This is a genomic window from Microvirga ossetica (genome assembly GCF_002741015.1).
GTDB classification, from domain to species: Bacteria; Pseudomonadota; Alphaproteobacteria; order Rhizobiales; family Beijerinckiaceae; genus Microvirga; species Microvirga ossetica.
The window spans coordinates 182,999-208,147 of record NZ_CP016620.1; the positions used below are offsets into that span (position 1 = coordinate 182,999).

The following is a 25,149-nucleotide window of genomic DNA, read 5'->3' on the forward strand; positions in this document are numbered from 1 at the left end:
CAGACTGAGGTGCCTGCGGGGATGCCACGTGCGGTTCGTCAGCGGGACTTGAGGGTGTCGCGCACGCTGTCCTTTGCGCCGCCGACGGCGTTCTGTGCCCGGCCGGCCTTTTTCTCGACGGCGCCTTCGGCTTCGGTCTTCGTGTCACCCGTGACCTTGCCGATAGACTCCTTGACGGCGCCCTTGGCCTCTTTCGCGGCACCTTTGATGCGGTCCTTGTCCATGATATCCTCCGGATTGCAGGTACAAGCGCAGCCCGGCACGCGGCCGTGCTGCCACGACCGCTAACCCCTTAAGATCATTAAGGTTCAGAATTATTTCGGCTGGTTATTTCTGACTAGTTGGCTTGGTTCTCTTGAACCCGTTTTTCGCCCGCGCGGCAGCTTTGCCGCGACACCATCGCTGCCGATGCCGCGTTCCCGCGCCCAGACGATCAGAGCGCTGCGCCGGTTGACCCCGATTTTCTGGTACAGCGAGGCGACGTGATTGCGCACCGTGTTGCGGGCGAGCTTGAGCTCGGTTGCAATCTCGGCATCGCTCTTGCCCTGGCAGACGAGGGCCAGTACCTCGCGCTCCCGCGCCGTCAGGTCGGCCATGCTGGCGGCGGCCTGGGCCGGCGACTGACCCGGCCGGGGCGGATGGCGAAGGGCAGCAAGCTTCTCGACCACGCCACGGCTGAACCAGGACGCGTCCGCCATCACCGCCTCGATCGCTTTGACGAGGTCCTCCTCCGAGCGCCGACGCGCGGTGATGTCCTGGAAGCAGCACAGGATGCACGCCCGATCGCTCAGGGTGATGGTGTCGGCCGAGATGAGGCACTCGATGTCATCACCGCCCTTCACCCGCAAGCGGGCCTCGAAGTCCCTGACGGTGCCTTTCCGGCGGAGTTCCGTCTCAAAGCGCTGCCGTTCCGCATCGTCGGCCCAGAGGCCGAGGTCATGGGCCGGACGGCCGACCACGTCCTGCGCCTCGTAGCCCAGCACCTTGCTGAAAGCCTCGTTGACCTCGATCAGCCGTTGATCGTCGGCCGAGGCAATAGTGGTGGGCACGGGGGCCAAGCGAAACGCCTTGGCGAACCGCTCCTCGGAATGACGCAGCGCCGTCTCGGCCTTCCGCCGCGGCTCCAAGTCAGCGAAAGTGAACAGCATGCAAGGTTCGTCACCGACCTCGATCGGCTGGCCCGCCACCACCACCTGGCGTCCTCCTGGGTCACTCGGAACAGTGAGGCACGCTTCCATCTGCGAGATGGTCGCGCCTGAGCGCAACCGCTCGAGCGCAAGCTCCCTGCGCTCGGCGCGTTCGAGCACATCGATCTCGTAGACGGTGTGGCCGAGCACGTCCTCGCGCTTATATCCGGTGAGTTGCAGGAAGCCCTCGTTGACCTTGATGAAGCGCAGGTCCGTGAGGCGACAGATGACGGCTGGGGCAGGGTTGGCCCCGAAGGTGCGCTCGAAGCGGTTCTCGGCCTCCACTTGCCCGCTGACGTCATGGACGATAAGCACAAGACAGTCTGGATCGCCGTGTTGATCGGTGATGACGAGGCTGCGGATGCGGTGTGCCCAGTCCCGATCAGGGTTGTCCTTGTGGGCCACCACGACCACAACATCGTCGAAGACCTCGCCCGCGATGACTCGTTCGATGGGATAGCGGTCGGGATAGAGCGGCCGGTTGTTGCGGTAGTGCAGAACGAAGTTGCCCTGATACTCGTCGACAGTCCGGCCGAGCGCATCGAGACTCGTGACGCCATGCATCTCCAGCGCTGCCTGATTGGCGTAGGTGATGGTCTGGTCCGGTTCGACCAGGATCACGCCTTCGGTCAGGCCGGCGATGATCTGTTCCAGCTGCGATCGGTCAGGAGCCTGATTGTCCACGGTGTTGTCCATCTGTTTGTAAGCTGGACCGACCGTATGCGCGACAGCCCAGCGTGCCTTACCGATCAAACCCAGCGGGAGGAGACTTCCTGATCTGTCGGCAGGCGACCGTCGGGCGTAAACTGGTCAACCGCATCAGGCAGTTCCTCTGAGAGCTCCGACAAGAGTTGCTGACGCGGCATTCCGGTCTTTTGCTCCAGCTCGTCGAGCGTGTCGGGCCCGAGCGCCTGGGACAGGTCGTCCGGTCCGAGACGCTGGTTCTGGCCTGTGTTGACCCACGAATCCACGTGATCGCCATAGCCGTTCTGACGGAACTGATCAAGCAGGCCACCCAGTCCACCCCCAGAGCCGCCGCCTCCGCCGAGCAGCGCACCCAGCAAGCCACCCAGCCCTCCAGGGAGCGCGCCGTCAAGACCACCAGGCATCTCACCGCCGAGACCTCCATTCCGGCCTCCGAGCATGCCGCCAAGGCCTCCCTGACCACCCAGGATGTCCCCGAGCCCGCCGCCCATGCCGCCACCCTGCTGCCCGGACCGATGCTGCTGGAAGGCCTTGGCCGCCAGGAGCATCATCAGCGCCTTGACGATCGGCGAGGTCGCCCCGTAGCGTCCCTGTGCCGAGGCGCCTCCGGCTCCCATCATGTTGCCCAGAATTGAATCAAGCAGTCCCATCGTTTACTCCGTCGGTGTTGACGAGGAAGCCAACGGCCGGAGCCGAGGATAGTTGCCCGACCGCCGAAGGACAGGAACTCGCGTGGCGGGCACCCGTTGGTCCTCGCCTAACAGAGAGCAGCCATGGCCGACCCAGCCCATGCCTCGAGCGCGCCACCGGACGATGATGAACCTGTGCCCGGTTTGGACGATGCGTCCAGAAGCGGGGTCTGCACTGTATCCGAGGAGGTCATTCCGCTCGTCGAGGAGACCGCCACCGTCAGCACGCGGCAGGCCGTCACTGGACGCGTGCGCGTGCGGATTACCGACACCATCGAGGAGCTCGCGCATGCGGAAGTGCTGCAGGAGACTGTGGAAGTGACCCGTGTGCCCGTCGACAAGGTCGTCGAGATTGCACCCGAGATCAGAACCGAGGGCGATGTGACCATCGTGCCAGTGCTCGAGGAGGAGCTGCACATCCGACGCCGTGTCAAGTCAGAGGCCGTCGAGGTGCCGGTTACCCTGCGCAAGCAGCGCGCCATCGTGGAGCGGCTTGTTCCCGATGCGCCAGAGCCTGACGGACATACAACTTCATGAGCTCCAGAACGATGACGCGTTCTTCAAGCCGAATACTCGTGACGGCTTCTTCCACCGCCGCACCGATGCAGAGGAGGCCATCGGCCGCCTCGCGGCTGCTGGCATCACGCAAGGCTGCATCCGCCTTACTGTGGGAGATGGCGAGCGCGGCCTGCGACCCGCCGGAGGCACGGGCCCGCTGCCTTTCCCCGAGGCGAGCGCCAGGCTGTGGGAATCCTTGCGCCACCTGTCCCGAGATGAGATACAATCGGAGCATGTTGTGTTTGAGGGATCCCGGTCTCCCAGTAGCGTTTGGTTGTCGACATTCGGGACGCACGATGTTGCCGTGGAACTCGCGTGGTGCGACAAACCCGCTCTGGGCCGGGACGATCTCACCGGCCGGTCAGTGTTGCGCCTCTGGTTGAGACTTGACGCTCTCTCCTGTCCAGCAATGTCCCATAAAGGGACCCGAGCACGGCTCCGAAGAGAAGATGGAGCAGGACGGGTTCGAGGCTGGGCTGGGGGAGAGCAATCGGATCGGCGGCCCACGTCACGAAGAGCATCAGGAGCCAAGCGAGCATGCCGAATGTCACGCCCTTGAACCAGAAGGGCGAGGGCAGGACCGGGCTCACCACCGCAAAAACTGGCCCCCACAGGAATGTGCCCACGGCGAAATGCACCACCCAACCGAGCCCGGGCGGCGAGAGCATGATCCCGCTTGCGACGCGGACCGGATCGGGCGCCGGGAGGACGCCAATCAAGCTGCCGAGGAAAACGGTGGCTGAGACCACCGCTGCGGCGACGAGCCCTGCGATGATGCCCTTGCCGATGTTGATCATGGAGCCTCCACATGGGCCGTTCACCGCGGTTCAACAGCCGAAGGGCCGGGATGTTTCCCGTCACACACGCGGTTCACCTGAGCATAAGGCAGCAGGGCGACGTAGACGGCCGGCCCCTTTCATGTTCATGCACGATCAGGACGGGCGGACCTTAAGTTGTCGGTCGACCGCGCGCTGGAGACTGACGTGGCCTTGTGCCTGCCCGAGTTCAGCTTGGCGCTTCCCAGCTCAGAAGCTTTGAGCCCGCCCTATGGGTTAGGAAAATTGAGAACTGCCACGCTCGTTCGCGTGAACCAGCTCCGATCTATGCCGCAGAGGCATCAACTTCCTTAGAGCGAATCAAAGGTTGCTTCATCGGTGTCCCCGTCCTGCAGCCGGGGCAGTCTCGACGCTGCCCTCTTTCCAACTCACAGGTGCAGGACGACATTGTGTCAGAAAACGTCACCCCTGTCCGTCGAGTACTCGACTTAGTCGTGAACTCTTTTTGGCAAGGGAAGCGGCCTTTTCCCAGTCGCTTCGTCCAGAGCTTGACAGCCTTGCGGCCGCTAGGTGATCCGCTTCGTTAAGGAAGGGGAAACCATACCTGCAACAAGAGCCTGCCTTTGCCGCTTCTCGCAGCCACCGGGAGGAACGAGCCCCTGGCACAAGATTTGTCAAAGTGCCGCTGCACTGGCTTTAAGCGGTTCAAAGCTCACAACGAGGATTCATCATGCGGTACACACTTGCTGTTCTTGCCGGCTGTCTCGTCTTGTCTGCTTCGGCCATCGCCCAGGTGCCGGCTGAGGTCGAAGCCTGCCGCCTTTCGGGTCTGGTCGCGATCAAGGAACGTTCGCCATCGCTCGATCAGATCACTCTCGACATGGACTCCCTGGCTATCTCGAAAGCCGACACCAAGGTCGGCGACACGCCGATCAAGATGGTCATCATGGGGGACGCCTATCTTCAGCGTGAGAAGAGCGACAAGCCGAACCGCTTCGTCTGCCTTGTCAGCGAAAAAGGCAAGGTCGTTCTGACCTTCTTCACTGAGCAATAAGTCGCGCCAGTTCCGTTCTGCCGGAGTACAGTCATGTCTACGATGTCGCGTCGCCTGTTCGTTTCGACTGGTCTTATCACTACGGCGGCAGCCTTTGCCAGCTGCTCGTCTGACAGATCATCGCTCGCTGGCTTGCTTGAACCATCAGCGTCCGGCCGAAGGTTCAGTGGCCAGACAATCAGCAAGCCGAACTACAGGGTTGCTTACGCCAGCGATCCAAGTGAGCCCGCACCGGTGAAGGCGTTTGACTACGGCCAAATCGATCCTGCTTACCTGCGACAGGAGGTGGAATACCTTGGGTCGGAGGAGCCTGGGACCGTGGTCGTCGATCCAGCTTCGCGTCACCTCTACTTTGTCGAAGCCCCAGGACGGGCAACCCGTTATGGCATCGGCGTGGGTCGGGAGGGGTTCGGCTGGTCGGGAACCGCGAAAATCAACATGCGCCGCAGCTGGCCGGATTGGGTGCCGCCGAAGGAGATGGTTGCCCGTGATCCGGAGATCCGCCAGAAGCTTGTGGCGACATCGCGCGGACAGGGCGTTCCAGGAGGGCCGACAAGCCCGCTGGGGGCAAGAGCGATGTATCTCTTCACCGATCACGGCGACACAGGTTATCGCATCCACGGTACGACCGAGCCTGAGACCATCGGCACCAACGTGTCGTCGGGCTGCATCCGCATGGTCAACCAGGATGTGATCCACCTCTACGAGCGCGCCATTGAGGGGACCGAAGTCGTCGTCTTGTCGTGACAGCACCGCATCCGTGGCGCGCATAGTACGGGGAAAAGATCAGATGAGCGAAGAGACAGAACCCTGGCGTTACCCTCGTCTCTCAGACCGGGATCTTCTGCTTTGCATCGGTCGGGATCTCAAGCGACTTTATGCAGTTACGCTCCAGCAGCCCTTGCCAGACGATATCGAGGCTCTGCTCCAAAAGATCGAGAAGGCGGAGCTCAACAGGATGTTGCGGAAGCATAGGGCAGGGGACGACGCCTGCCCACTCCATGGCCCATGGTGAATGAGAAGGCTTGGCGCCCGGCAGCAGTGCGTGATGATTCCGGTCCGGAAGAAAGATTGCGTCCAAAATGGCAGGCCATCCAGGAAGTCGAGGTAAGTATCCCCGTCTGAGCAGCCGCGAGCAAGAGGACCGAGACAAGGCCCTTGAGTGTTATCTCTTGAACCATGTTCCCGGCCCAAAGTAACACCACGAAGCGCAGCACGAGGCCTTCTTGCGTATCGCAGAGGACGCGCTCGCCATCCAGACCCAATACCGGACGACATTGCTGCTGCGGAAACTGCGGAAGGCTGCTCTGCCGTCGAGGAAAAGGACGGAGGTTCAACTTCGTCGAAGCTTCACACCTCTGGCTGCCCACATTCCAAGTGAGGTCATACGCAGTAGGAAACGCTGCATCCAGAAGGCTCATGTCCGATAAGGATTTTCATAAGGCTACGTGCCTGTTGCTTCTCTGCGCCTTGAACAGGCGCCGCGCATAGACCAGCCGCCGATGCCAAAGGCACCAACTCGAGCCCACGATGATCTGCCTCCGAAGAAGAGTGCCTCCGGGCCGTCATCCAAAACGATGAAGCGGCATTGATGGGCTCGGAGCCGGACCAGGGTCGTCTCGTCATGCGGCGAAGGTTCAACGATCCGGATCTCCGGCATGGGTCTCAGCTGCTCGGCGATGATGGCGACGTTCCAAAAAGCGAAGGCTTATTGGATTTCAATTCGGAACAATGTCTGATCGTACTGGCAACGTGGCCAGCCTCGAAGAACGCCGTGACGTTCGCTCCAATCGAGCCTTTACCGCCAACCTTGTCGATCATGATACGCTCAAGTAGTACGAGGTCGGACGAATTGACCTCTGGGAATGATGGCTGATTGGTTCGAACTCATGATCCTGCCCGGCGTCGACCGGCACCAGCCAGGTCTGAATGCGGATTGCCGTGAGCGGGCACGACCTACGCATGCCCAAGCGGATCTCAACAAGCAGCCATCCTGCTTGTTCCATCGGTCTCTGTCACACTAGGCACCATTCACCCCGACGGGTTCACCGGAAAGTCGCGTTCCTTTGCGGGAACATCCGGGCTGTCTGACGATTGAACGGTTCGCCCGAGCAGCAGGAGCCTGAGATGAGCCAATCCGAACAAGAGCATATCGCACCCCCCCGCACGGAAGCCGAGATGACCCCTCAGGCCGACCACGGCGAGAACAGCTATCGGGGGAGTCAAAGACTCACCGATCGGGTGGCGGTGATCACTGGAGGCGACAGTGGCATTGGTCGTGCAGTTGCCATCGCCTATGCCCGCGAAGGCGCCGACATCCTGATCAGCTATCTCAACGAGCAGGAGGACGAAGACGCCCGCGAGACGGCCCGTCACGTCGAGGCGGCTGGGCGTCGTTGCGTGCTGGTGCCAGGCGACATCGCGGAGGCCGCTCATTGCCGCGCCATCATAGACCGGGCTGTCAGCGAGTTCGGTCGCATTGACATCCTTGTGAACAATGCGGCCTTTCAGCGGACATACGAGACCATAGAGGACATCCCGGACGAGGAGTGGAGCTATACGTTCCGCACCAACATCGAGGCGATGTTCCACCTCGCCAAGGCTGCCGTTCGCCACATGCGTCCTGGCTCGTCCATCATCAACACGACCTCGATCCAGTCCGACAAGCCCAGCCCCATGCTCCTGGCCTACGCCTCGACCAAGGGGGCGGTCTCGAACTTCACGGCGGGCTTGGCCCAGATGCTAGGCAGCAAGGGCATCCGGGTGAACGCAGTGGCTCCGGGCCCGATCTGGACGCCGCTCATACCGTTCACCATGCCTGACGAGAAGGTGAAGAACTTCGGGAAGGACACGCGGCTGGGCCGTGCTGGCCAACCCGGTGAATTGGCAGGCATCTATGTCCTGCTCGCCTCTGACGAGGGCAGTTACATGACCGGCGGCATCTACGCCGTGACCGGTGGAACCCCACTCCTTTAGCAGCCGGTGCCACGATCATGTCGACCGTATGTGGTCTCGCCGCCAGGCTTCCTACAACGAATTCAGAACGGGCTGGAACCAGAGGATGGCCAGGGGCTGATTCGTCCTCCCTGCCGTTTCAACTCCTCCTTCCGGAAAGCTCCCGTTGCCAGAACAGTTGCAATTTCTTGTTGCGGAAAGTGAACCGCCGCAGGCCCGAGAAACCCGTCGTGAGAGCGTGGGACGCAGCTCCGGCGAAACGTACACCGACACCTTGCGCCTTCTTGCACCCCGAGCTGTTTGCCATCGGGTGACGCCTGCGGGCAGAGGTGCCACACTGCCTGATCAAGCAGAGCTTGAGGGCTATGATGCGGTATTCGTGACCGGCTCGCCGCTTCATCTCTACCAGGACACGCCCGAAACGCGGCGCGAAGTCGATTTGATGCGAGCCGTGTTCAAAGCCGGCGTACCCTCATTCGGATCCTGTGCCGGTTTGCAGGTCGCGGTTGCGGCTGCGCAGTGCGCCCCTGCCGCAAAGGCCGAGAAGCAGGCTTCGCACGCCGGATTACGCTGACCGATGCCGGACACAATCACCCGCTCATGGCAGGCAGGCCAGCCTCGTTCGATGCGCCTGCTTTCCACTCCGATGAGGTCGAGAAGCTGCCGGAAGGAGGAACCCTGTTAGCCTTCAATAAAGTCACGGAAGTTCAGGCTGTTGAGATCCGACATGGTCCAGGCGTGTTCTGGAGTGTGCAGTATCATCCGGAACTTGATCTGTACGAAGTCGCTGGAGCCCTGCGGCGTCAAAATGATGCACTGGTGAGCGAGGGATATGCGATTAGCCCTGAGGCTCTTGAGGAGTATGCTTCTTTGCGAGTCCAATGACACGATCGACGGTGCATTAATGCAGCACTGCTCTGTGCCAGGCTGGAGGAGAGGGCGGATGGCCCTGAATCGTCAGCTCTCGCCATGCGGGTCGACATTCCTGAACATCTCTTTCAAGGCAGCTAGGAGCATCGGGTGAGCAGCCTTCCCCTCGGCCAAGGATAGAAAATCGTTGATGCCGAAGCGTTCTATGCCTTGGGTCACATCCATGTCGGAATGGGTGATCTGATGCTGCCAGGTGTATTCCACCCAAAGCCCCGGAGTATCTGTGTCAAGGATGAGATGCCACCATTCCCTGATGTTATCCGACGGATAGGCCGGACCGAAGGCTAACTCACGCTTGAGAACAGGCATTGATTTCCTCCACAGGCACTCATGAACAGCGAGGCAAGAGCCTCATGGATGTATCAGTGAGCGTTGCTCATGCTTGGTGGTCTAAGGACAGGCACCCGTGGTCCGTCCTCGATCGCGTTCGACACCAACAACCACTGCCAGCCAGACGCTTGTCGCAAGAATTTGTCGAAAGCTGCTTGACCGGCGTCTCCGGGCGGCTTCGTCGTCTTTGGATCCTTGAGCACAGATGGCGTTCACACGAACGACATGCTAGTCCAGTCCCACTGTCTTGGGCGTAGTGGCTTCCACCTCCAGGACGCTCGGTTGCTCGGCCTCAAGCTCTTGCAGCGCGCGCTCACGCCAGTATCTGAGCTCGGCAGTATCCTTGCCAACCCGCTCGTTTGCGGCAACCGTGTCCCAGCCCGGTCCCTGCTCATTGGCGAGCTGCCGGGCTCTGGCCGTGATCTCGTCCTCTGTGAAGCGCTCTGTTGCCATTGAGGTTCTCCCTTTCCGTGAGCAGGGAAGAGATCTTGAAGGCCGAGTATGTCGGGATGGTGGTAGGCAGGATCTGGTCCGCCACTCTCGTCCCACCCACTCCGAGAACCCCAGAGGCCTATCCAATGCGAGGCGGTGCAGGCTTCATGATCCCAGTTTCGGACCACTTCAGCGTCAGCAGATGCCGTTGTGCTCGACAGGGCAGCCACGGGTTCTTTGGCACAACTGGAATGCTCGCCTGTGATACCGCGTCACGATGGCAAAGGAGCCTCGACCATGCAGAGGAGACCTGTGGCCGCGTACTCGATCCTGACTGTGGCATCCAAGTCCTGAGCCAGGCTGCGCTCGATCAGGCGTGACCCGAATCCTTTGCGCGACGGATGACTGACCGGAGGGCCGCCATTCTCCTCCCATCGCAAGAGCAGACGCGGTGGGCTTGAGGTTCGGTCCCCCGACCACGTCAACCGAACTCGTCCTGTGTCGTTCGACAATGCCCCGTACTTGGTGGCATTCGTTGCCAACTCATGCAGGGCCATGGAAAGCGCAAGTGCGAACCGCGGCGAGACCTGGATCCCCGGTCCTCTGATCTCAACACGGGCTTGACCCATGATGCGGTAGGGTTCGAGTACCTCCTCGATCACATCCCGCAGCCACGCACCCTCCCAGCTTTCTCGCGTCAGGACATTGTGCGCCCGTGACAGACCCAACAGACGGCTCTCGAGTGCTTCCTTGGCGGCGTCCGGTGTGGAAGCCGCCCGCAAGGTTTGGGAGGCGATGGACTGCACGGTCGCCAAGGTGTTCTGGACCCGATGGTTCAGCTCGTGGATTAGCAGTTGCTGATGCTCCTCGGCTCTCTTGCGGTCGCTGATGTCTCGGACGACGCGAATGCCATAGAGTGGCTGGCCGCGGGCATCATCAACCCTGGAGGCGGCTACCTCCACCCACACGATATGGCCGTCCTTGTGGATGTAGCGCTTCTCAAGCGCGTAGGTCTCCAGTTTGCCCAGCATCTGCCGAGAAAACTGCGCCAGATCAGCCTGGCGGTCATCCAAGTGGGTCAAGGTCCAGAAGGTCTGACCGAGCAGTTCCTCCCGACTGAAGCCGGTGATGGTGCAGAGCTGCTCGTTCACGCGCAGGAAGCAGCCGCTTCTATCGACCTCACCGATGCCGACAAAGGCATGCTCGTAGGTGGCGCGCAGGCGCTGTTCGTTCTCGCGCAGGACTGCCTCAGCCTGCTTGCGGACGGTCAGGTCACGCAGGTAGGCGGTAAAGTGGGGTTGGCCCGCGATGTGGATGGCGTTGATGGTCAACTCAATCGGAAACCGCGAGCCGTCATGACGCTGGGCCTCCAGCTCGATACGCTTACCGAGGACCGGTCCGTCACCCGTGGCCAGATACCGGGCCATGCCGAGGCGGTGCTGTTCGCGCAGGTGGGGTGGGATGATCAATGTGGCGAGGTCTTGGCCAAGGGCGGCATCCCGGGCATAGCCGAAGGTCCGCTCAGCGGCCGGGTTCCACTCGATGACCCGGCTGGCCGCCGTCACAGTGACGATGCAGTCGAGGGCGGACTCCACAATCGCGCTTTTGAGTGCTTCGCTGTCGCGCAACTCCTTTTCGACGCGCGCCCGTTCCACCGCATCCCAGGTGCGCTGGGCAACCCGCTCGACCAGCCTCACCTCCGTGCTGCTCCAATGGCGCGGCGTTGCCTCGTGGACATAGAGAATGGCTCGGAATTGTCCGTTCCTGATCAGCGGGGCTACGATCAGGGAGCGGCAGCCGATGCTGGCCCAGGTTGCAGCGTAAGCTTCGTCCAGGGAACGCGGGTCGTTGAGGTTGTCCGCGACAACGAGGGTGTGTCCGGCGCGAAGATCGGCGATCACGGCCGGACCGAAGGCATCCAGGATGCGAGCCTCACCCGCGAGGCTCGCGACAGCGCTGTCCCGGGTCCAGTCCTGCTCGACCGCGACGACCTGCTCTGCGCGATCAATTTCGCCGTACCCAGCGCGGGCGACCCCGAGATGGCTGCCCAGCACCGTCGCAGCCGCCAGGACGATAGCTCGGGATTCCGACAGACCATGCAGGCGTTCGCTGAGCTCGATATGGAAGTGCGCCCGCTGGTCCGCCTGCACCTTGTCGCTCGTCTCAGAGCAGGCGCAGAATATGCCGGTAACAGCGCCGCTCTCATCGTAAATAGGTGAGTAGGAGAAGGTGTACCAGGTATCTTCCAGGAAGCCCCGACGTTCCATGACGAGATGCATGTTCTCATGATCCGTGGCCTCACCGGCCAGGGCTTTCATCACGAGAGGTTCGAGGTCGGTCCAGATCTCGGCCCAAACCTCCCGCAAGGGACGGCCGAGCGCATGCGGGTGCTTGGCGCCCAGGACGGAGCTGTAAGCATCATTGTACAGGAACGCGAGTTCTGGTCCCCAGGCCATGAACATCGGAAACTTCGAGGTCAGCACCAGGCTCACCACCGTGCGAAGGGACCGCGGCCATGCCGCGGGAGGACCGAGCGGTGAGGTCGACCAATCATAAGTTTGCATGCGGGCGCTCATGGCGCCCCCGTTAGCAAGGAAGGGCGGCAGAGGAGACGCGGTCTCAGCGTGAGTTGGATGCATCAGCGACCCGCGTCGTCTGGCGGTCGACACGGCGCTCACGGTCATCAAGGAGGCGCAGGGCGGCGCGGACAACCTCACTGGCGCTGCGATACCGTCCGGATGCGACCTTCTGGTCGACGAGAGCCTTCAGTTCGAGCGTCAGCGAGACGTTGCGGGATTTGCGGAGCGGCATGGTGCAGGAGAACTAAGTCAGGCGGCGCCCGTGTCAATCACTGTCACTGAAAACCCGCTCCGGCATTACTCCCCAGGTCCAGCTCGATAATAGCGGCCATCCAAGTCCCACCCGAGGAGGAGTCCGGATAAGAGCGCCTCTGTGGATGGCGTTCTCGCACCCGGGGTGCTCCACCGAATTCCGTGCCAACCGTCACGGTGCGAGAACCGCCTTCATCTCAGGGGTCCCGACGTGCAGCTTGCTCCATCGATTCGGTGCCGCATTCCGGGCCGCCCTTCATCGCCGGGTGCACCTCGCCCCCGCATCTGACCGGCACTTTGATGCAGCGGCCCACTCATCTCAACGATATGCTCAAGCCTCGCGACCTCCCTTGAGAAACTGCGGGTACACCTGAGCATCGGGAGCGCCAACCGCGCAGAAGCACCTTCGCGCTTGCGCTGCTGCCCTGCGACCCTAAATCGCTCGGAGAAGCAGAATTCGGTGGCAGCAGGACGCGTGACCGGCGCTCCGCTCTCGACCACCCTATCGACTTCGTTGAGCTTATCGAGGCCGGCCACGTGGCCTATGTTGATAGCAACAGGCTCTGGATCTGGTTGAGTCCGCACCAGGAACAGGCCGCCAAGGCTATCTGCGGAAGGTGGCTCGCATCCTGGCTCAAGCACTTCCGGCCATTCTTCCCATCTGGGGTATGAGGCTAACGGCGATGAGCCATATTGTTCTTCTCGGCGACAGCATCTTCGACAACGGGACCTATGTCCGGCGCGGCGAGCCCGATGTAGTGGCGCAGGTCAGGGCCAGGCTGCCCCGCGACTGGCGAGCGACCCTCTGCGCGGTTGATGGGGCGGTCACCCGCGATGTGGAGCGCCAGCTGAAACACATCCCTGCGGATGCGAGCCATCTCGTCGTGAGCGCCGGCGGCAATGACGGCTTGCTCAACATGGGCGTCCTGAGACAGGGAGCTCGTTCGGTGGCCGAAGTGATGGAAAAGCTCTCTGCCGTGCGCGAGGATTTCGCTGACTCCTATCGGGTGATGGTGGATGCCGTCACGGCGCCGCGGCTGCCGGTCGCGCTCTGTACCATCTACAATGCCTGCTTCCCCGACCCGCAGGAGCAGCGCCTCGTCCTGACAGGCCTCGCAATCCTTAACGACGTCATCACCCGCGAGGCCTTCGCCCGCTGTCTCCCTCTCATCGATCTCCGGCTCATTTGCGACGAACCCGACGACTATGCCAATCCCATCGAGCCCTCAGCCAAGGGTGGCGAGAAGATCGCCGCCGTGATCGCGCAGGTGGCGGTAGGGAATACGATCTTTCCGCGGTCGCAGGTGTTTGCAGAGTGAGCGGAACTCAAGAGGTCGGATGGTCTTGTAAGCTCTACTGTTTCTGACAGGCGAGCTCCGGACGTTATTTAGGCACCCATTGGCGGCGATGCTGGATCTGGGTCACTCCACCCAGATCAACGTCGGTGCCGAGCAACATGGCGGAAAGCACTCCGACCCAGCGCGACCAACATCTCCAAAACATCGCGGAGCATGGCCGTATGGGCTGGCAGAAGCGCTCAAGGGACATTCGCCGCGCCTTGTGGAGGCCGTCATCAGCCGTCTGAAACGAGTGATCGGAAACGCCTTGCGCTCACGGACGGATCGGCGTCGTACGACTGAGATCGCCATCAATGCATTGAGCCGCATGCTTGAGCTTGGACGCCCGAAGCCCGTCCGCATTGTCTGAATTGAAGACATGGGTTGGTCGAGGTGCGTTTACCAACCGATCCGTGCAACACGGTCACTCTCAGCACTTAGGCAACGTAGCTTAGCCGCTCCCTTCAGCAGGAGCCGTTTAGAACGAAGCAGGTTCAACAAACAAGCTAGATGCTGAGATGATCCTCTCCATCAGACTTCGACAGGTTTGTAGAGCCTCTTCATAGCCCAACGTGAAAGCCTGTCCTTTCTGCCTAATGATGAGACCTTGGATCCGGTGCAGGACCGTCCAGCGGGAGGCTGTGGATCAGCTTGCCTGAGCCATCAATGATGTCGAGCCTCCATCCCTGCCATTCGCTCGAGGCGGCGGTGTCATCTTGTCTGAGTTCCGCAATCGCCTCAAAGGCATGGATGAGAGCCGTGCGAGCGTCAGGCGCTTCGATGCCATCCTCATCACGTATTACCTCTTCGCCATTGGTGAGATGGAAATAGTAGCGTGCTGGCATGAGAAACGTCCATGCTTATCATGCCAAACTCGACTGGCAGCAAAGTGTTCAAACTCCTTCAGAACATCGCGCCGGCATGCCCATGCTTCTCCACTGCTCCGGCTCCATCGCCACAAGGGCACTATCATCGTCTTCGGAAGCGACTGCCATTTTGGGGACAGGAAACGCATTAAGGTCTGTGAAATGGCCGTTTAGGACGGAGCGGCGGGAAAAGTTAGCCTGTTTGGTCGTTATGGTGAAAGTCCGTGCTGTGCTGCTGTCGTGCTGTCGCAGCGCGGATGAGGTAGATGCATCAGGCCGTGCCCCGGGGCAGGTCCGGCAGCGGATGCAGCGTGAAGTCTGGCGGGGAGACGCCACGGCTCTCCTCCAGCTCCTTCACCAATGCTAGAATGCGGCTCGTGGAATGCATGAGATTTCCCAGATGCTCCTTGATGATGAGCAGCATGATTTCGCGCTCTTCACGGTGGGTTGCGTCACGAACACGGCGCCGAGGAGCGGGCGCAATCTGCGCACCATCGACGGCCACAAGACAAAGGTGGCTTTTTGGCCTCCCGATTACTGTGCTGCTCGCGGTGTGCCATGGCATAACCCTCCAAGGCTTCAGGCTCTTCTCACGCGAAAAGTCTCCGGCTACTAGAGTATATCACACCCGACCCATGCTGACGCGGGTGGGATGCGAGTACTCCTTTCCTCGACATGCGGCCCGCTCCCGAATGCTCCTTAGGGATGGTGCAAAATTACATTTACGTGGTGTAGGCCTTGCCCCAAAGACGCCGCGCACCCACAATCAAAACACGCAGCCGTGGGAGGGACATCTTGACGTCCATTCAGCACTTGGCTCACGCCAGACCATACGAACGCGATCGCACCTACAATCTGTTCCGGAACCGGCCGCGCCCTGAACTCCTCTGTGCCGTGCCAGAGGACCATCCGGTACCGAGCTTCCTTGGCCCCGAGGAATGGGTTTTTGAGCAAGCGCTCCGCCCTTCCGATCCACCGCCACCGGGCTTCAACGACAGAGCCGCTTGTACTGGGGTGCGGTTCAATGGCCTTTACTTGTTCCAGGTAACGGTCTCGCACGAGAGGATGGCCGCCTAGTCCACAGGCACCACTCCACCACACCCCGCCATCCGCTGATGAGGGTGGGGATGCGGCTTCGCTTTTCATTGCTGCTTCATCCAGCCTTTCCGGACGCGTCCATCAGGTCCGAAAGCCTCTTCTGCCGCCGCACAGGCCCGTGTCTCGGACATGCGGGACAGAAGGCTGCCATAGTAGGATAAGCGTTCGTCGAAGAAGCCGGCGTGGCGCCCGCCCTCCTGCCAATCGGCGGGCCGGAGGTTGAGTTGGGCAAACCGCGTGCGCGCCTCAACCAGGTCAATCTGCCAGGACGGGCACTTGGTGCCCAGCATTCTGGCCGCCACAAAGTCGTCTAAGGCAGCTTGTTGCGGGTTGCGTGTCTGGCCTCCGGCTGGGGCTGACAGAAGAAAAAAGGCGGACATGACCACCGTACCGAGACCGAGAGGTCGAGAGCTTGTGGCCAAGCTCGCCCGCTGGCTGGGCGACGCCATGAGACAAGGTTGATGGCGGTTCGACCGCATACCTGCCTCCTCGTCATTCAGCCCATTTTACCACACCGGACATTTCCAACCGAGGGATCCGATGCTGGCGCCTCGATACGGTTACACCCTAAAACCTGACCAGGTCGAAGGAGACACATCCAGGCATCTCCTCAGAGTTCGGGAACTGGAACTCAGACCCGGAAGCTCAGACACCCGGCCGACGCGGAGATTGCCCTCCTGCGCCCATGCGTAGCGAGGACAGGCGCCTTTTCATCGCCCCGGAGTGCAACTCCTTCGAGGGGGTAGAGGGGCAGTTCGACTCCCTCCAGGATGAATTTGACGAACTCCGCTAGAGAGCACGGCGAGCGTTCCACGTCACGTGAGGTCTCTGTGCGCTTGGTCACATCATTCCTGTTGGATAGGTGGATAGTCTCGGCCCTGCCTTCGAAGGGATTGAGTCATGAAATCTGTCCTGTCTTACTAAACAGCGAGAATGTTCTCGATGAGCTTGCTCCCAATGGCCACCATGGGCGCACCTAAACCAGTCGCTGAGAACGACAACGATAGGCTGGTTCCCTTCCCAGCGGTTTGGGGCCAGCAGGCCAAAACCTCATTAGAAGGCCGCTCACGGCCCTTCTAGGCTCCCGGGCAACTTTCCACGCTCGAGACATCAGATGCCTGCCAGAGCTCTCCGGAGCGGGCTTGGTGAAAGCATGAATCGTTTGCCCTCGGCTTCGACGCGAGGGCGTGGACGTTTGAATCAAATGTCCAGGGTTCTCTGAGAGGCATTCCTCGCGCTCTAGGCAAACAATTCAAAGTCACGTGCCCTCGTTACTCAAATCCGTATTAATGACGGACGAAGCCCTTGAAGGGCCCTCAGCTTAACCTGGAGGGTTTGCTGTGCTATCCTTTTGAGAGCGATTCTAAAATGCACCTTATCCCTTTGAGTTTATTGCGAAACAGCGGCAGATAGGTAGGCTCGGCGGTGGTCTCCAAAGGAGCCACAAGCGTGGAACGGGTTGTGGTCACGCGGACAGGGGATGATGTTTGGTCGGTCTCGCACGAGGGGCGGGCCATCTCAGTTCACGCCACTGAGGAACAAGCACTCTCAGCCGCTTTTGCCTTGGCCTCAGATCGTCAGCAGGAGGGGTTTGAGGCGGTTGTCGTCGTCACGGCGGGAGGGGTGAAGACGACTTCAACCACTCGAAGGACAGACCCCTAAAACGCCTGACGCCTTTTGTGAGAGTTCGTTGACATGGATGACGGTGCCGTCGCGAGTTGTGTAGAAATTCGAGTGGCGCGATCTCCGGCATGAACATCGTATTGGGTCAAGCGACGAGGTCAATCGTCTCCTTTGTGGCTGATGCTGGTGAGAGTGTCTTCCAGCCGTCAACCTTGCGCATGGTGATCTGACCGGACGCGAGCAGGGCCCAGAACAGCATGGCGGCGGTGGCATCCGAGGGCAGCACCGTCTGGGTCTTGATCCGCCGCTTGAACTCCTCGTGCAGCCGCTCAATGGCGTTCGTGGTGCGGGCCGACTTCCACTGCGAGGGCGGCAGCTTCGTGAAGGCAAACAGCGCCTCGCCCGCTTCCTCCAGGCTGTCCGCCACCGCTCGATGACGCAGCCGCCACTTGCGGAGGAAGGCTTGGCGGCGCTCCTCAATCTCCTCGACTGTGGCGGCATAAATCATGTCGGTATAGTCAGCCGTGATCTCGTCGTAGAGGCGCTTGGGCGCATGAGCGAGCAGATTGCGGTGCTTGTGCACCGTGCAGCGCTGAAGGGGAACGCCCTCCCACACCGCCGCGAGGGCCTGCTCCAGGCTTGGCGCGCCATCCACGATGACAAAGGCTGGCCGGCGCAACTGGCGTGCGACAAGATCGTCGAGCACTGCGCGCCAGGCGGCCGTGGTCTCGCCGGTGATGTCACGGTAACCTTTGGTCAGAGGCTTCTGCCCTAAGAGCTGTGGCATGACCAAGCCCATCAGCTACAAGCGCCATCGATTCCCACCCCAGATCATCGCCCATGCGGTCTGGTTGTACTTCCGATTTCCTCTGAGCCTTCGGCTCGTCGAGGAGATGCTGCTCGAGCGCGGCATCGTTGTCTCCTACGAGACGATCCGGCGCTGGGGTAAGAAGTTCGGACCGGCTTATGCCCGGCGCCTTCGCCGCAAGCCGCCACGCCCGACTGACATTTGGCACCTGGACGAGGTAGTCATCACAATCGCTGGCAAGAAACATTGGCTGTGGCGCGCTGTCGACGAGGACGGTTACGTACTCGATGAGATCGTCCAGAGCCGACGCGACACCAAGGCCGCCAAGCGCCTGCTAACCCGGCTGATGAAGAAGCAAGGCATGGCGCCCAAACGCATCATCACCGACAAGCTGCCTTCCTACGGAGCAGCCAGACGCCAAGTCATGCCAAGTGTTGAGCACCGGTCCCACAAAGGCTTGAACAACAGGTCTGAGAATTCGGATCTCCCGCTGAGGAAGCGGGAGAGAATGATGCAGGGCTTTCGGTCTGTCGGAGGCCTGCAGCGGTTCACCTCGGTCTTTTCTGCTGTCAGGAACTTGTTCGTTCCGCTTCGCCCACACCAGTCTGCCCTCGCCACCCACCTTCACCGTCTACAAGCCATGGCGGCATGGAAAGCCGCGGCCGGCGTGCTCGCCTGAATTCAACAAAGCAGGGCTTATCGCGGTCGCCTCAGTTTACCGTGACATCACCCGAATAATACTTCAGAAGCCATTACTCAGACGAACAAGAGGGTCCACAAATTCTCAGGCTACCGTGATTGCCTCACAATCCAGAAACCTGAGGAAGCCCGGGCCATGCAGCATTGAGGTGACCTTTCCTTCGTTCGACAAGACTCAGGTGGCTTAGCAGAGTACAGCAGGGAAAGCACCCGCGTAGCAGCCGATTGCTTTGAACGTAAGGTTTCAGTTTCTCATCAATCGCAGCGGCGAACCCGTCGAACCTCAGTGCGGCCCCAACGGTCCGCTTCTTCAATGGTGACGTTACGGCAGCGCTCTTCGCTGGCACCGTAACGGCGTTCATCGCGCCGAGCATCGCGCCTTCCTGCCTCATATGCGCGTTCCGCCTCTCGACGCTGCTGCCACCGCTCACGACGCTCACGCTCCTCCTGCTGAGGATCACGAACGCCAACCTGAGGGCGACCATCAGGGCCGATGCCGAATTGAAGCTGTGGCTGAGCGAAAGAAGGTGCCGCAAGAAAGAGACTCGAGCCGAATGTCACTACAGCTAGAAAAGCAAATTTTCTCATGAACTTAAACCTTCTGACAATCGCTTGTAACGCCGTGCTCCCTGTGCGGTTCCATTGCACGGCTGGAATGCCGGGTGCCTTGTCGCCTCGGAACGGACGACAGCGCAGCCCGTTATCCCGGCTCAGCCGAGTAGCAGCTATGGCCAACCCGACCACACCACAAAATGGACAGCATCCAGGCTCCGATAGAACCGTGGTGCTGGAGGAGGCTGACAGGAGCGACACTTGGATCGAGGCCGAGGAAATCCTGCCCCTAGCTGAGGAGACAGCCACGGTCGAAAAGCGCGGGATCGTAACAGGCAAGGTCAGGGTGCGGACCGTTACCGAGACCCTTGAAGAGCTCACCAAAGCCAACCTGCAGAGCGAATCCGTCGAGGTCACCCGCGTGCCGATCGACAAGGTGGTCGACATGGCCCCCGAGATCCGGACCGAGGGCGATCTGACAATCGTGCCGGTGCTTGAGGAGGTGCTTGTCGTCACAAAGCAGCTCGTTCTCAAGGAGGAGCTGCATATCCGGCGACGGGTCGAGACCGAGGCGGTCGAGGTGCCGATCAAGCGACGCAAGCAACGAGCCATCGTGGAGCGTGTTGCTCTGGATGGTTCAACCATCAACACAGAGGAAACTGACCGATGACTTCCAGCACAAACCCAAACCTCTCGTCGTCCCGGCGTCTGGTGACGGCCTTCTTCGACAGCCGCGGTGAGGCTGAGGATGCGATCGAGAGTCTGGTTGAGGCCGGAGTGTCCCGGGACAGCATCCGTTTCATGCCGGGCGACGAGCGCGATCTAACGGATGCCTCCGGCACATCCGCCCACGCAGAGCCCCGTGGCTTCTGGGATTCTCTGGGCGATTGGCTTCTGCCCGACGACGACCGCAGCACCTATGCGGAAGGTCTCCAACGCGGTGGCTATCTGCTTTCGGTCGATGCCAGCGATAGCCAGTATGAGGCCGTGATCGACATCCTGGACGACGAAGGTACCATCGACATCGATGAACGTGCCGAGTCCTGGCGCTCGGAGGGTTGGGCGGGCGCGACATCTGCCGATGTCCTGTCCGGTTCGACGGCCAACCTGACCACAGGCGAGGCCGAGACAACGTCAGGTATTACAGACCTTTCCGATCCGACGAGCTCAGTACCATTGGCTGCGACCAGCTCGAGAGCTGGTAGCTCTGATACGACGCGTCGAGCGGCCTCGGGTGACGAAGAGGTGATCCCGGTCGTTGAGGAAAAGCTCCGGGTCGGCAAGCGCGATGTCAGCCACGGACGGGTGCGGATCCGGTCATATGTGGTCGAAACCCCCGTCGAAGAGCAGGTGACCCTGCGCGAGGAGCGCGTCGCGGTCGAGCGACGCCCAGTGGATCGGGCCTTGAGCGATGCCGATCAGGCCTTCCAAGAGCGGACCATCGAAGCTGAGGAGCGTGCGGAGGAGGCTGTGGCCTCGAAGGAGGCGCGGATCAAAGAAGAGCTGGTTGTACGCAAGGAGAGCGCACAGCGCACCGAGACGGTTTCCGACACGGTCCGCAGCACCGAGGTCGACGTCGAGGATGATCGCGGCAACCGGGTCCCACGCACCAAAGCCACTGATAGGACCTGACTATCTACATCCATGGACCCGGGGCGGCATCGCTCCGGGTCCAGTTCCGTCCGGTGCAAGCAGCCAGCCGCCGAATGACACCGGTCTGATCTGAGCTTCCCTACGCCGTGGTCGAGACCTCATCGACCAAAGAGGTCCTAGCGGTGATCGAGAGCGGCCTGTTGCCCGACGTGGTCGTCACCAGTTACCTCATGCCCGTCATGCCGAGCACAGACCTTGCTCGCCTCCTGATGGAAAGGCGGCCCGAGCTGCCGGTTCTGATCATCTCGGGCTATGCCGAGGACGAGGGCGTTCCACTTGGCCTGCCACGGCTGACGAAGCCCTTCGGGCAGAGGGAGCTGGCCACAAACCTGACGAGCCTAGCAAACGCGTTCAGGGGGTGAGGGTGTCGAGTGACCCGGATCCAATGACCCGGGCCCACGTCAACTGCCACTGTCGGCCAGCGCTGTCATGCAGCTTTCGTGTTGACCCGCGCCTCGGCCAGTCGGGACAGGAGCGCATCCGTCTCCTTCTCCTCCTGGAGGGTCTGGTCGAGCAGCGTCACGGCCTCGCTCAGCCCAAGCTCCTGGGCTCAGGTCTTGAGCGTGCCGTAGTGGGTGATCTCGTAATGCTCGACGGCCTGCGCCGCGGACAGGATGCCGGCCTCGAGGGCGGGACTGTCGGCGAAGTCCTCCATGATCTCGGTGCCCTCGTCGATGATCCCCTTGATCGCCTCACAGGGCACGCCACGTGCAGGCTTACCGAGCAGTTCGAAGATCTGCTCGAGCCGCTCGATCTGGCCTTGCGTCTGCTCGCGATGGGTCTGGAAGGCGGCCTTGAGCTCGTTCGACTCCGCCCCCTTGGCCATCTTCGGCAGGGCCGTGGGGATCTGCTTCTCGGCATAGTAGATGTCCTTCAGGGTATGAAGGAAGAGGTCGTCGAGCGTCTTCTGTTTGGTGGGCATGAGCAATTCTCCTGGCGCAATTAACCAGCCCTGGCAGTCGGCAATTCACCAAGCCGGGGTTTTGTAGAGCAACGAGCGCCGTTCAAATCTTGTCGCGCCAAGTCCGCGGGACACTCACCGAGGCCGGTTTTACAAGTTTGCGGTCATAGCGTCGGTTGCGGGCATCCATCGCCGTCATGACCTGGCTTTGGCATAGAATGGCTTTACCGCCACAAGTGCCGAGCGCCGTTAGATGCCTTGGTTGACGTGCTGATCCTCGACAAATCGCGCTGAAGAGGTCTGTTTCGCGGCCAATCTATCGGAGGACGAAAAGTCCAACCGCAACAACGGCGATAAAGCACGCGAAGAAGTAGGGGAACCACGGCGGAACCGGTCTGTCATGGTTGTCGTAGGCCACGTACACCTCACTTACCTATAAAGGAGTACCTCGTTCTGGTAGATAATTGGGGTTTTTCTGTGAAGCTTCTAGCCATGGCTCAAGCCGTTCGTTCCACAGAACAGCCATCTATGCGATGTCTGCTTTTGGCAGCCAGCTCATACCTCGTGCAGTCGCAGGAGGTGGCGCGGCTCCCTCTCGCCAGCGACGCCTTTATTCGCCACGATGGCAGGTCGTTCAGCGTGGCGGCGGGCACAGGCCCGTAGTGGCGTCGAAGTTCCCCATCCGCGTTCTGTGAGAGCTCCCGGCAGGAAGCCAGGGCGCGCCATCACCGCGCGATCACGAATGCCTGCGATCCGTTTTGGGCGTTGACGCGCACGCACTCGCAGCGTTCCTGTAGGAATCCGGCAACCGGGCCAAGGCTCGCTGCATGCGGAGGGCATCCATGAGATCATCCTTGACGGGACTGTTCGCCCCTGTCGCCGTTCTCCCGGCACTCGACCAGACAGCAGAGGGGGCCCGACCCACATCCGCGGCACGGTTGATCGGATCGAGGGGTAGAGCCTGGTCGTCAGGACCCAGGCAGGGCAGGAGGTGCTCGTCGCCATGGCTGCGAATTTCACGGTCACCGGCCTCGTAAAGCGCAGCCTCGCCGACATCAAGGCCGGTGACTACATCGCCTCGACCTCGGTGCGAGGGCCGGACGGGCATTTGCGCGCCCTTGAGATTCACTTTCTGCCACCGGGAGCTGGCAGATCCTCGACTGGACGGCCTCCACCTCTCCTTGAGCGCTCTTAGAAGTCCACGTTTCCGGACGTTGCCTGCGCCGCAATCCGGGAGCGCATCTGCGTTGGTGTTTGCCCCGTCCACCGCTTGAACGCATGGGTGAAGGCGCTGACCTCCTGGAAACCCAGCAGCCAGGCGATGCGGGAAACCGGGAGGCTGACATCGGCCAGGTAATGACGCGCCAGATCCTGGCGCATGTCCTCCTGAATTCCAAAAAAGGTCAGGTTCTCCGCCGCCAGGCGCCGCGCCAGCGTGCGTTCGCTCATGCCGAGCGCCCGCGCCACCTCGCCCGCGCGGGCCCGTCCGTGCGGCAGGAGCGGAGCGATGGCGTTCTCCACGTTGGCGCGGACCGGGATTGCCGGCTTGGCCCGCCGGGACAAGGCCTCCTCGCAGTATTGGATGAGCACCTCATTGAGATAGCGCTCGGCCTCGGCGAGCCGAAGCTGCGGGGTCCCGGGGGCGAAGGTGATCTCATCATGCTCGGAGGCAAAGGTCACCTCGCAGCCGAAGAAGGCCCCGAGCTGGCCCGATGCGCCGCAGCGCGGATGGGCGAGGCTGACCCGAACGGGCCGCAGGTCGGTGTCCGTCAGGGTGCGACAGATCCGGACAAACGCCGTCGCCCAGAATTCGAGCTGATGACGGTCCGTATGCCGCGACACGCCGACATAGCAGTAGCGAATGCGGAAATCGCTCCCCGCCTGGCACAACAGCCGGATTCCTTCATTGGTGATGGTGCTGTAGCGTTCGGCGCGAGCCATGGCATCCCCAAGCGTCGCCGAGGAGGCGAGTACGAAGTAGGGCAGGCCGATCTCGCGTGGCTCGAAGGCTTGGGCGAGGTGAAAACCGAGCAGATCGTCGCGCAGCGCCTCAGCCGCCAGGTTCAGGAAGGTAATTTGGGCTGCAACAGCCACGCGGGCCTGCCGGTCCTGGATCTGGGATGCCGTCAGGCCGGCCTTGCGCAGGAGGGCGGCGAGATCGAGACCTCGTTCGGTGACACGGGCTGCGGCCAGACGGGCAATGGCGCCGGTCGCACTGGGCGGCATCGCCAGGGACACTCCCTGCATCAGGCCCTCCTCTCCGCAGCGAACTCCCAGGTCCCTGGCCGGTGACGGGATCCGGCAAGCCATTGGCCGAGGATAGCAAGACTTGGACAGAACGTCTCGGATACCACCGTGCGTCTTCAGCCGCGGGCGATCGGCAGTAGGTCGGCAGGAGCGTCCTCCCGCGCCATGACCCAACCCGCCCGCAGCACCGGAGATCCTCGCGTCAATTTGAATTCGAGGAGGACGAACGGGAGGCCGCCGTCGACTTCGTCTGCGAGGCCAGGGACTGTCACCAGGACCGAAACTGCGGGCATCCGTTGAGCTCTCCCAGGGTCGAATGATGGGGGCCGTCGAGCCGCTCGGGAGGATGGGACAAGGCCGTGAAACCTGAATCAGGCAAGCAATGGGATCCGATCATCTCTGCGTTCTGCGGAGCCCTCACCGGCATGACGCTGGCGATAGTGCTTGAAGCCCGTGACATGTGCGCGGGCCGCTTCGACGACGTGGATCCCTTCGTTCCCATCGCAACGGACCTGGCGATGTTCGCCGCCGGCGGCGCGGTGCTGTTTGCGGCCGCCGCTGAACTGCGAAATCGGAGCCGGAAGTCATCCCGAGCGAACCGTCGCTGGTAACGAGCATCTGTCCCAGCCCATCAGGTCGCAACGAGCGTTTCAACCCAGCATCAGCCAACTCGGACATCCAAGCCCTGCCGCTTCTCCGTCACATGCCGGAAGCTGTTCCGGGTGCCGCCTTAAAGGACTCTCGAGTAAGCATGAATCCCGACGCATCCTCGGCGAAGCCTCCACTCGGACGGCAAGAACCTGTTCGTGCATGGAATGGATGATCGGGCCGGTGCTGAAATCCGTGGGGAATGCAAGAGAAGCCCTGCGAGGAATTCGAATCCGAAAGCGGCGAACATCACGCGATTTTGACGGCAGG

The 25,149-nt window shown here is 61.4% G+C and carries 28 protein-coding genes and 2 pseudogenes; 14 read left to right on the top strand and 16 right to left on the bottom strand.

What is annotated here, in order from left to right; all coding sequences use genetic code 11:
* Positions 1–38 precede the first annotated feature (38 nt).
* The 3 genes from BB934_RS43810 to BB934_RS43820 all read right to left on the bottom strand — a co-directional run bounded on the left by BB934_RS43810 (position 39) and on the right by BB934_RS43820 (position 2,542).
* The gene (locus tag BB934_RS43810) at positions 39–224 is read right to left on the bottom strand and encodes a CsbD family protein (protein ID WP_099515825.1); all 186 of its coding nucleotides are present in this window, start codon (positions 222–224) and stop codon (positions 39–41) included.
* 90 nt (positions 225–314) lie between these two features.
* Positions 315–1,883 (bottom strand): helix-turn-helix transcriptional regulator, encoded by a 1,569-nt coding sequence (locus tag BB934_RS43815; protein WP_099516131.1) that lies wholly within the window; start codon positions 1,881–1,883, stop codon positions 315–317.
* Positions 1,884–1,936: 53 nt separating this feature from the next.
* Entirely contained in the window at positions 1,937–2,542 is a 606-nt protein-coding gene (locus tag BB934_RS43820) for a YidB family protein (RefSeq protein ID WP_099515826.1), read from the bottom strand.
* Positions 2,543–2,665: 123 nt separating this feature from the next.
* On the opposite strand from BB934_RS43820, the gene BB934_RS43825 reads away from it, so the two are divergent.
* Positions 2,666–3,118, top strand: coding sequence for a DUF2382 domain-containing protein (locus BB934_RS43825; RefSeq protein WP_099515827.1), 453 nt, complete (start codon positions 2,666–2,668; stop codon positions 3,116–3,118).
* 371 nt (positions 3,119–3,489) lie between these two features.
* Here the strand turns inward: BB934_RS43825 and BB934_RS43830 are convergent, their stop codons facing one another.
* A complete protein-coding gene (locus BB934_RS43830; protein ID WP_099515828.1) occupies positions 3,490–3,936 on the bottom strand; it encodes a DUF6789 family protein in 447 nt (148 codons plus the stop codon).
* Positions 3,937–4,645: 709 nt separating this feature from the next.
* On the opposite strand from BB934_RS43830, the gene BB934_RS43835 reads away from it, so the two are divergent.
* The 3 genes from BB934_RS43835 to BB934_RS51385 all read left to right on the top strand — a co-directional run bounded on the left by BB934_RS43835 (position 4,646) and on the right by BB934_RS51385 (position 5,984).
* Positions 4,646–4,969, top strand: a complete 324-nt coding sequence (locus BB934_RS43835) for a hypothetical protein (protein ID WP_099515829.1) — start codon at positions 4,646–4,648, stop codon at positions 4,967–4,969.
* 234 nt (positions 4,970–5,203) lie between these two features.
* A complete protein-coding gene (locus BB934_RS43840) occupies positions 5,204–5,716 on the top strand; it encodes a L,D-transpeptidase (RefSeq protein WP_335645692.1) in 513 nt (170 codons plus the stop codon).
* Between the two features lie 43 nt (positions 5,717–5,759).
* Positions 5,760–5,984 (top strand): NepR family anti-sigma factor, encoded by a 225-nt coding sequence (locus tag BB934_RS51385; RefSeq protein ID WP_157934699.1) that lies wholly within the window; start codon positions 5,760–5,762, stop codon positions 5,982–5,984.
* A gap of 650 nt (positions 5,985–6,634) precedes the next feature.
* Here the strand turns inward: BB934_RS51385 and BB934_RS48180 are convergent.
* Positions 6,635–6,790: a hypothetical protein gene (locus BB934_RS48180; protein ID WP_157934700.1), complete on the bottom strand. Its 156-nt coding sequence runs from the start codon at positions 6,788–6,790 to the stop codon at positions 6,635–6,637.
* Positions 6,791–7,096: 306 nt separating this feature from the next.
* On the opposite strand from BB934_RS48180, the gene BB934_RS43845 reads away from it, so the two are divergent.
* From BB934_RS43845 to BB934_RS50015, 3 genes are all read left to right on the top strand, one after another.
* A complete protein-coding gene (locus BB934_RS43845) occupies positions 7,097–7,945 on the top strand; it encodes an SDR family oxidoreductase (protein ID WP_237050889.1) in 849 nt (282 codons plus the stop codon).
* 145 nt (positions 7,946–8,090) lie between these two features.
* Entirely contained in the window at positions 8,091–8,498 is a 408-nt protein-coding gene (locus BB934_RS50010; protein ID WP_237050891.1) for a type 1 glutamine amidotransferase family protein, read from the top strand.
* Positions 8,499–8,524: 26 nt separating this feature from the next.
* On the top strand, positions 8,525–8,809 hold the full coding sequence (locus tag BB934_RS50015) for a glutamine amidotransferase-related protein (protein WP_237050893.1): 285 nt from the start codon (positions 8,525–8,527) through the stop codon (positions 8,807–8,809).
* Positions 8,810–8,881: 72 nt separating this feature from the next.
* Here BB934_RS50015 and BB934_RS43855 read toward each other — a convergent pair whose 3' ends face one another.
* From BB934_RS43855 to BB934_RS43870, 4 genes are all read right to left on the bottom strand, one after another.
* Positions 8,882–9,163, bottom strand: a complete 282-nt coding sequence (locus tag BB934_RS43855; RefSeq protein ID WP_099515831.1) for a hypothetical protein — start codon at positions 9,161–9,163, stop codon at positions 8,882–8,884.
* Positions 9,164–9,412: 249 nt separating this feature from the next.
* Positions 9,413–9,637, bottom strand: a complete 225-nt coding sequence (locus tag BB934_RS43860; protein ID WP_099515832.1) for a hypothetical protein — start codon at positions 9,635–9,637, stop codon at positions 9,413–9,415.
* Between the two features lie 251 nt (positions 9,638–9,888).
* Positions 9,889–12,180 (bottom strand): PAS domain S-box protein, encoded by a 2,292-nt coding sequence (locus BB934_RS43865; RefSeq protein WP_162299286.1) that lies wholly within the window; start codon positions 12,178–12,180, stop codon positions 9,889–9,891.
* Between the two features lie 55 nt (positions 12,181–12,235).
* Positions 12,236–12,427: a type II toxin-antitoxin system ParD family antitoxin gene (locus BB934_RS43870; protein WP_099515834.1), complete on the bottom strand. Its 192-nt coding sequence runs from the start codon at positions 12,425–12,427 to the stop codon at positions 12,236–12,238.
* Positions 12,428–13,130: 703 nt separating this feature from the next.
* Between BB934_RS43870 and BB934_RS43875 the strand changes: the two genes are divergently transcribed.
* Positions 13,131–13,766, top strand: a complete 636-nt coding sequence (locus BB934_RS43875; RefSeq protein WP_099515835.1) for an SGNH/GDSL hydrolase family protein — start codon at positions 13,131–13,133, stop codon at positions 13,764–13,766.
* 611 nt (positions 13,767–14,377) lie between these two features.
* On the opposite strand, the gene BB934_RS43885 is transcribed toward BB934_RS43875, so the two are convergent.
* From BB934_RS43885 to BB934_RS48185, 3 genes are all read right to left on the bottom strand, one after another.
* Positions 14,378–14,629 (bottom strand): DUF6894 family protein, encoded by a 252-nt coding sequence (locus tag BB934_RS43885; protein WP_099515836.1) that lies wholly within the window; start codon positions 14,627–14,629, stop codon positions 14,378–14,380.
* 292 nt (positions 14,630–14,921) lie between these two features.
* Positions 14,922–15,074, bottom strand: coding sequence for a hypothetical protein (locus BB934_RS43890; protein WP_157934701.1), 153 nt, complete (start codon positions 15,072–15,074; stop codon positions 14,922–14,924).
* A 718-nt stretch (positions 15,075–15,792) separates the two neighbouring features.
* Positions 15,793–16,038: a hypothetical protein gene (locus BB934_RS48185; RefSeq protein WP_157934702.1), complete on the bottom strand. Its 246-nt coding sequence runs from the start codon at positions 16,036–16,038 to the stop codon at positions 15,793–15,795.
* Between the two features lie 1,171 nt (positions 16,039–17,209).
* Here BB934_RS48185 and BB934_RS51390 point away from each other — a divergent pair.
* Positions 17,210–17,410, top strand: coding sequence for a DUF2188 domain-containing protein (locus tag BB934_RS51390; RefSeq protein ID WP_418294850.1), 201 nt, complete (start codon positions 17,210–17,212; stop codon positions 17,408–17,410).
* Positions 17,411–17,516: 106 nt separating this feature from the next.
* On the opposite strand, the pseudogene BB934_RS43905 reads toward BB934_RS51390, so the two are convergent.
* Positions 17,517–18,143: pseudogene (locus BB934_RS43905) on the bottom strand (transposase); the annotation flags it as partial.
* 13 nt (positions 18,144–18,156) lie between these two features.
* Here BB934_RS43905 and BB934_RS43910 point away from each other — a divergent pair.
* The 4 genes from BB934_RS43910 (at position 18,157) to BB934_RS43930 (ending at position 21,445) form a co-directional block, all read left to right on the top strand.
* The gene (locus BB934_RS43910; RefSeq protein ID WP_099515839.1) at positions 18,157–18,858 is read left to right on the top strand and encodes an IS6 family transposase; all 702 of its coding nucleotides are present in this window, start codon (positions 18,157–18,159) and stop codon (positions 18,856–18,858) included.
* Positions 18,859–19,605: 747 nt separating this feature from the next.
* Positions 19,606–20,100 carry a DUF2382 domain-containing protein gene (locus BB934_RS43920; RefSeq protein ID WP_099515841.1) on the top strand — a complete coding sequence of 165 codons (495 nt, stop codon included), beginning with the start codon at positions 19,606–19,608 and terminating at the stop codon, positions 20,098–20,100.
* Positions 20,097–21,062 (top strand): YsnF/AvaK domain-containing protein, encoded by a 966-nt coding sequence (locus BB934_RS43925; protein ID WP_099515842.1) that lies wholly within the window; start codon positions 20,097–20,099, stop codon positions 21,060–21,062. The genes BB934_RS43920 and BB934_RS43925 overlap by 4 nt, the downstream gene beginning before the upstream one ends.
* 107 nt (positions 21,063–21,169) lie before the next feature.
* Complete coding sequence (locus BB934_RS43930; RefSeq protein WP_099515843.1) at positions 21,170–21,445, top strand: response regulator; 276 nt, start codon at positions 21,170–21,172, stop codon at positions 21,443–21,445.
* 65 nt (positions 21,446–21,510) lie between these two features.
* Here the strand turns inward: BB934_RS43930 and BB934_RS43935 are convergent.
* The 3 genes and pseudogenes from BB934_RS43935 to BB934_RS48190 form a co-directional block, all read right to left on the bottom strand.
* Positions 21,511–22,005 (bottom strand): annotated as a pseudogene (locus BB934_RS43935) (YciE/YciF ferroxidase family protein).
* Between the two features lie 1,170 nt (positions 22,006–23,175).
* Complete coding sequence (locus BB934_RS43945; RefSeq protein WP_237050895.1) at positions 23,176–24,231, bottom strand: AraC family transcriptional regulator; 1,056 nt, start codon at positions 24,229–24,231, stop codon at positions 23,176–23,178.
* A 116-nt stretch (positions 24,232–24,347) separates the two neighbouring features.
* Complete coding sequence (locus BB934_RS48190; RefSeq protein ID WP_157934703.1) at positions 24,348–24,524, bottom strand: hypothetical protein; 177 nt, start codon at positions 24,522–24,524, stop codon at positions 24,348–24,350.
* A 66-nt stretch (positions 24,525–24,590) separates the two neighbouring features.
* On the opposite strand from BB934_RS48190, the gene BB934_RS43950 reads away from it, so the two are divergent.
* On the top strand, positions 24,591–24,842 hold the full coding sequence (locus tag BB934_RS43950; protein WP_099515845.1) for a hypothetical protein: 252 nt from the start codon (positions 24,591–24,593) through the stop codon (positions 24,840–24,842).
* The last annotated feature ends 307 nt before the right edge of the window (positions 24,843–25,149 follow it).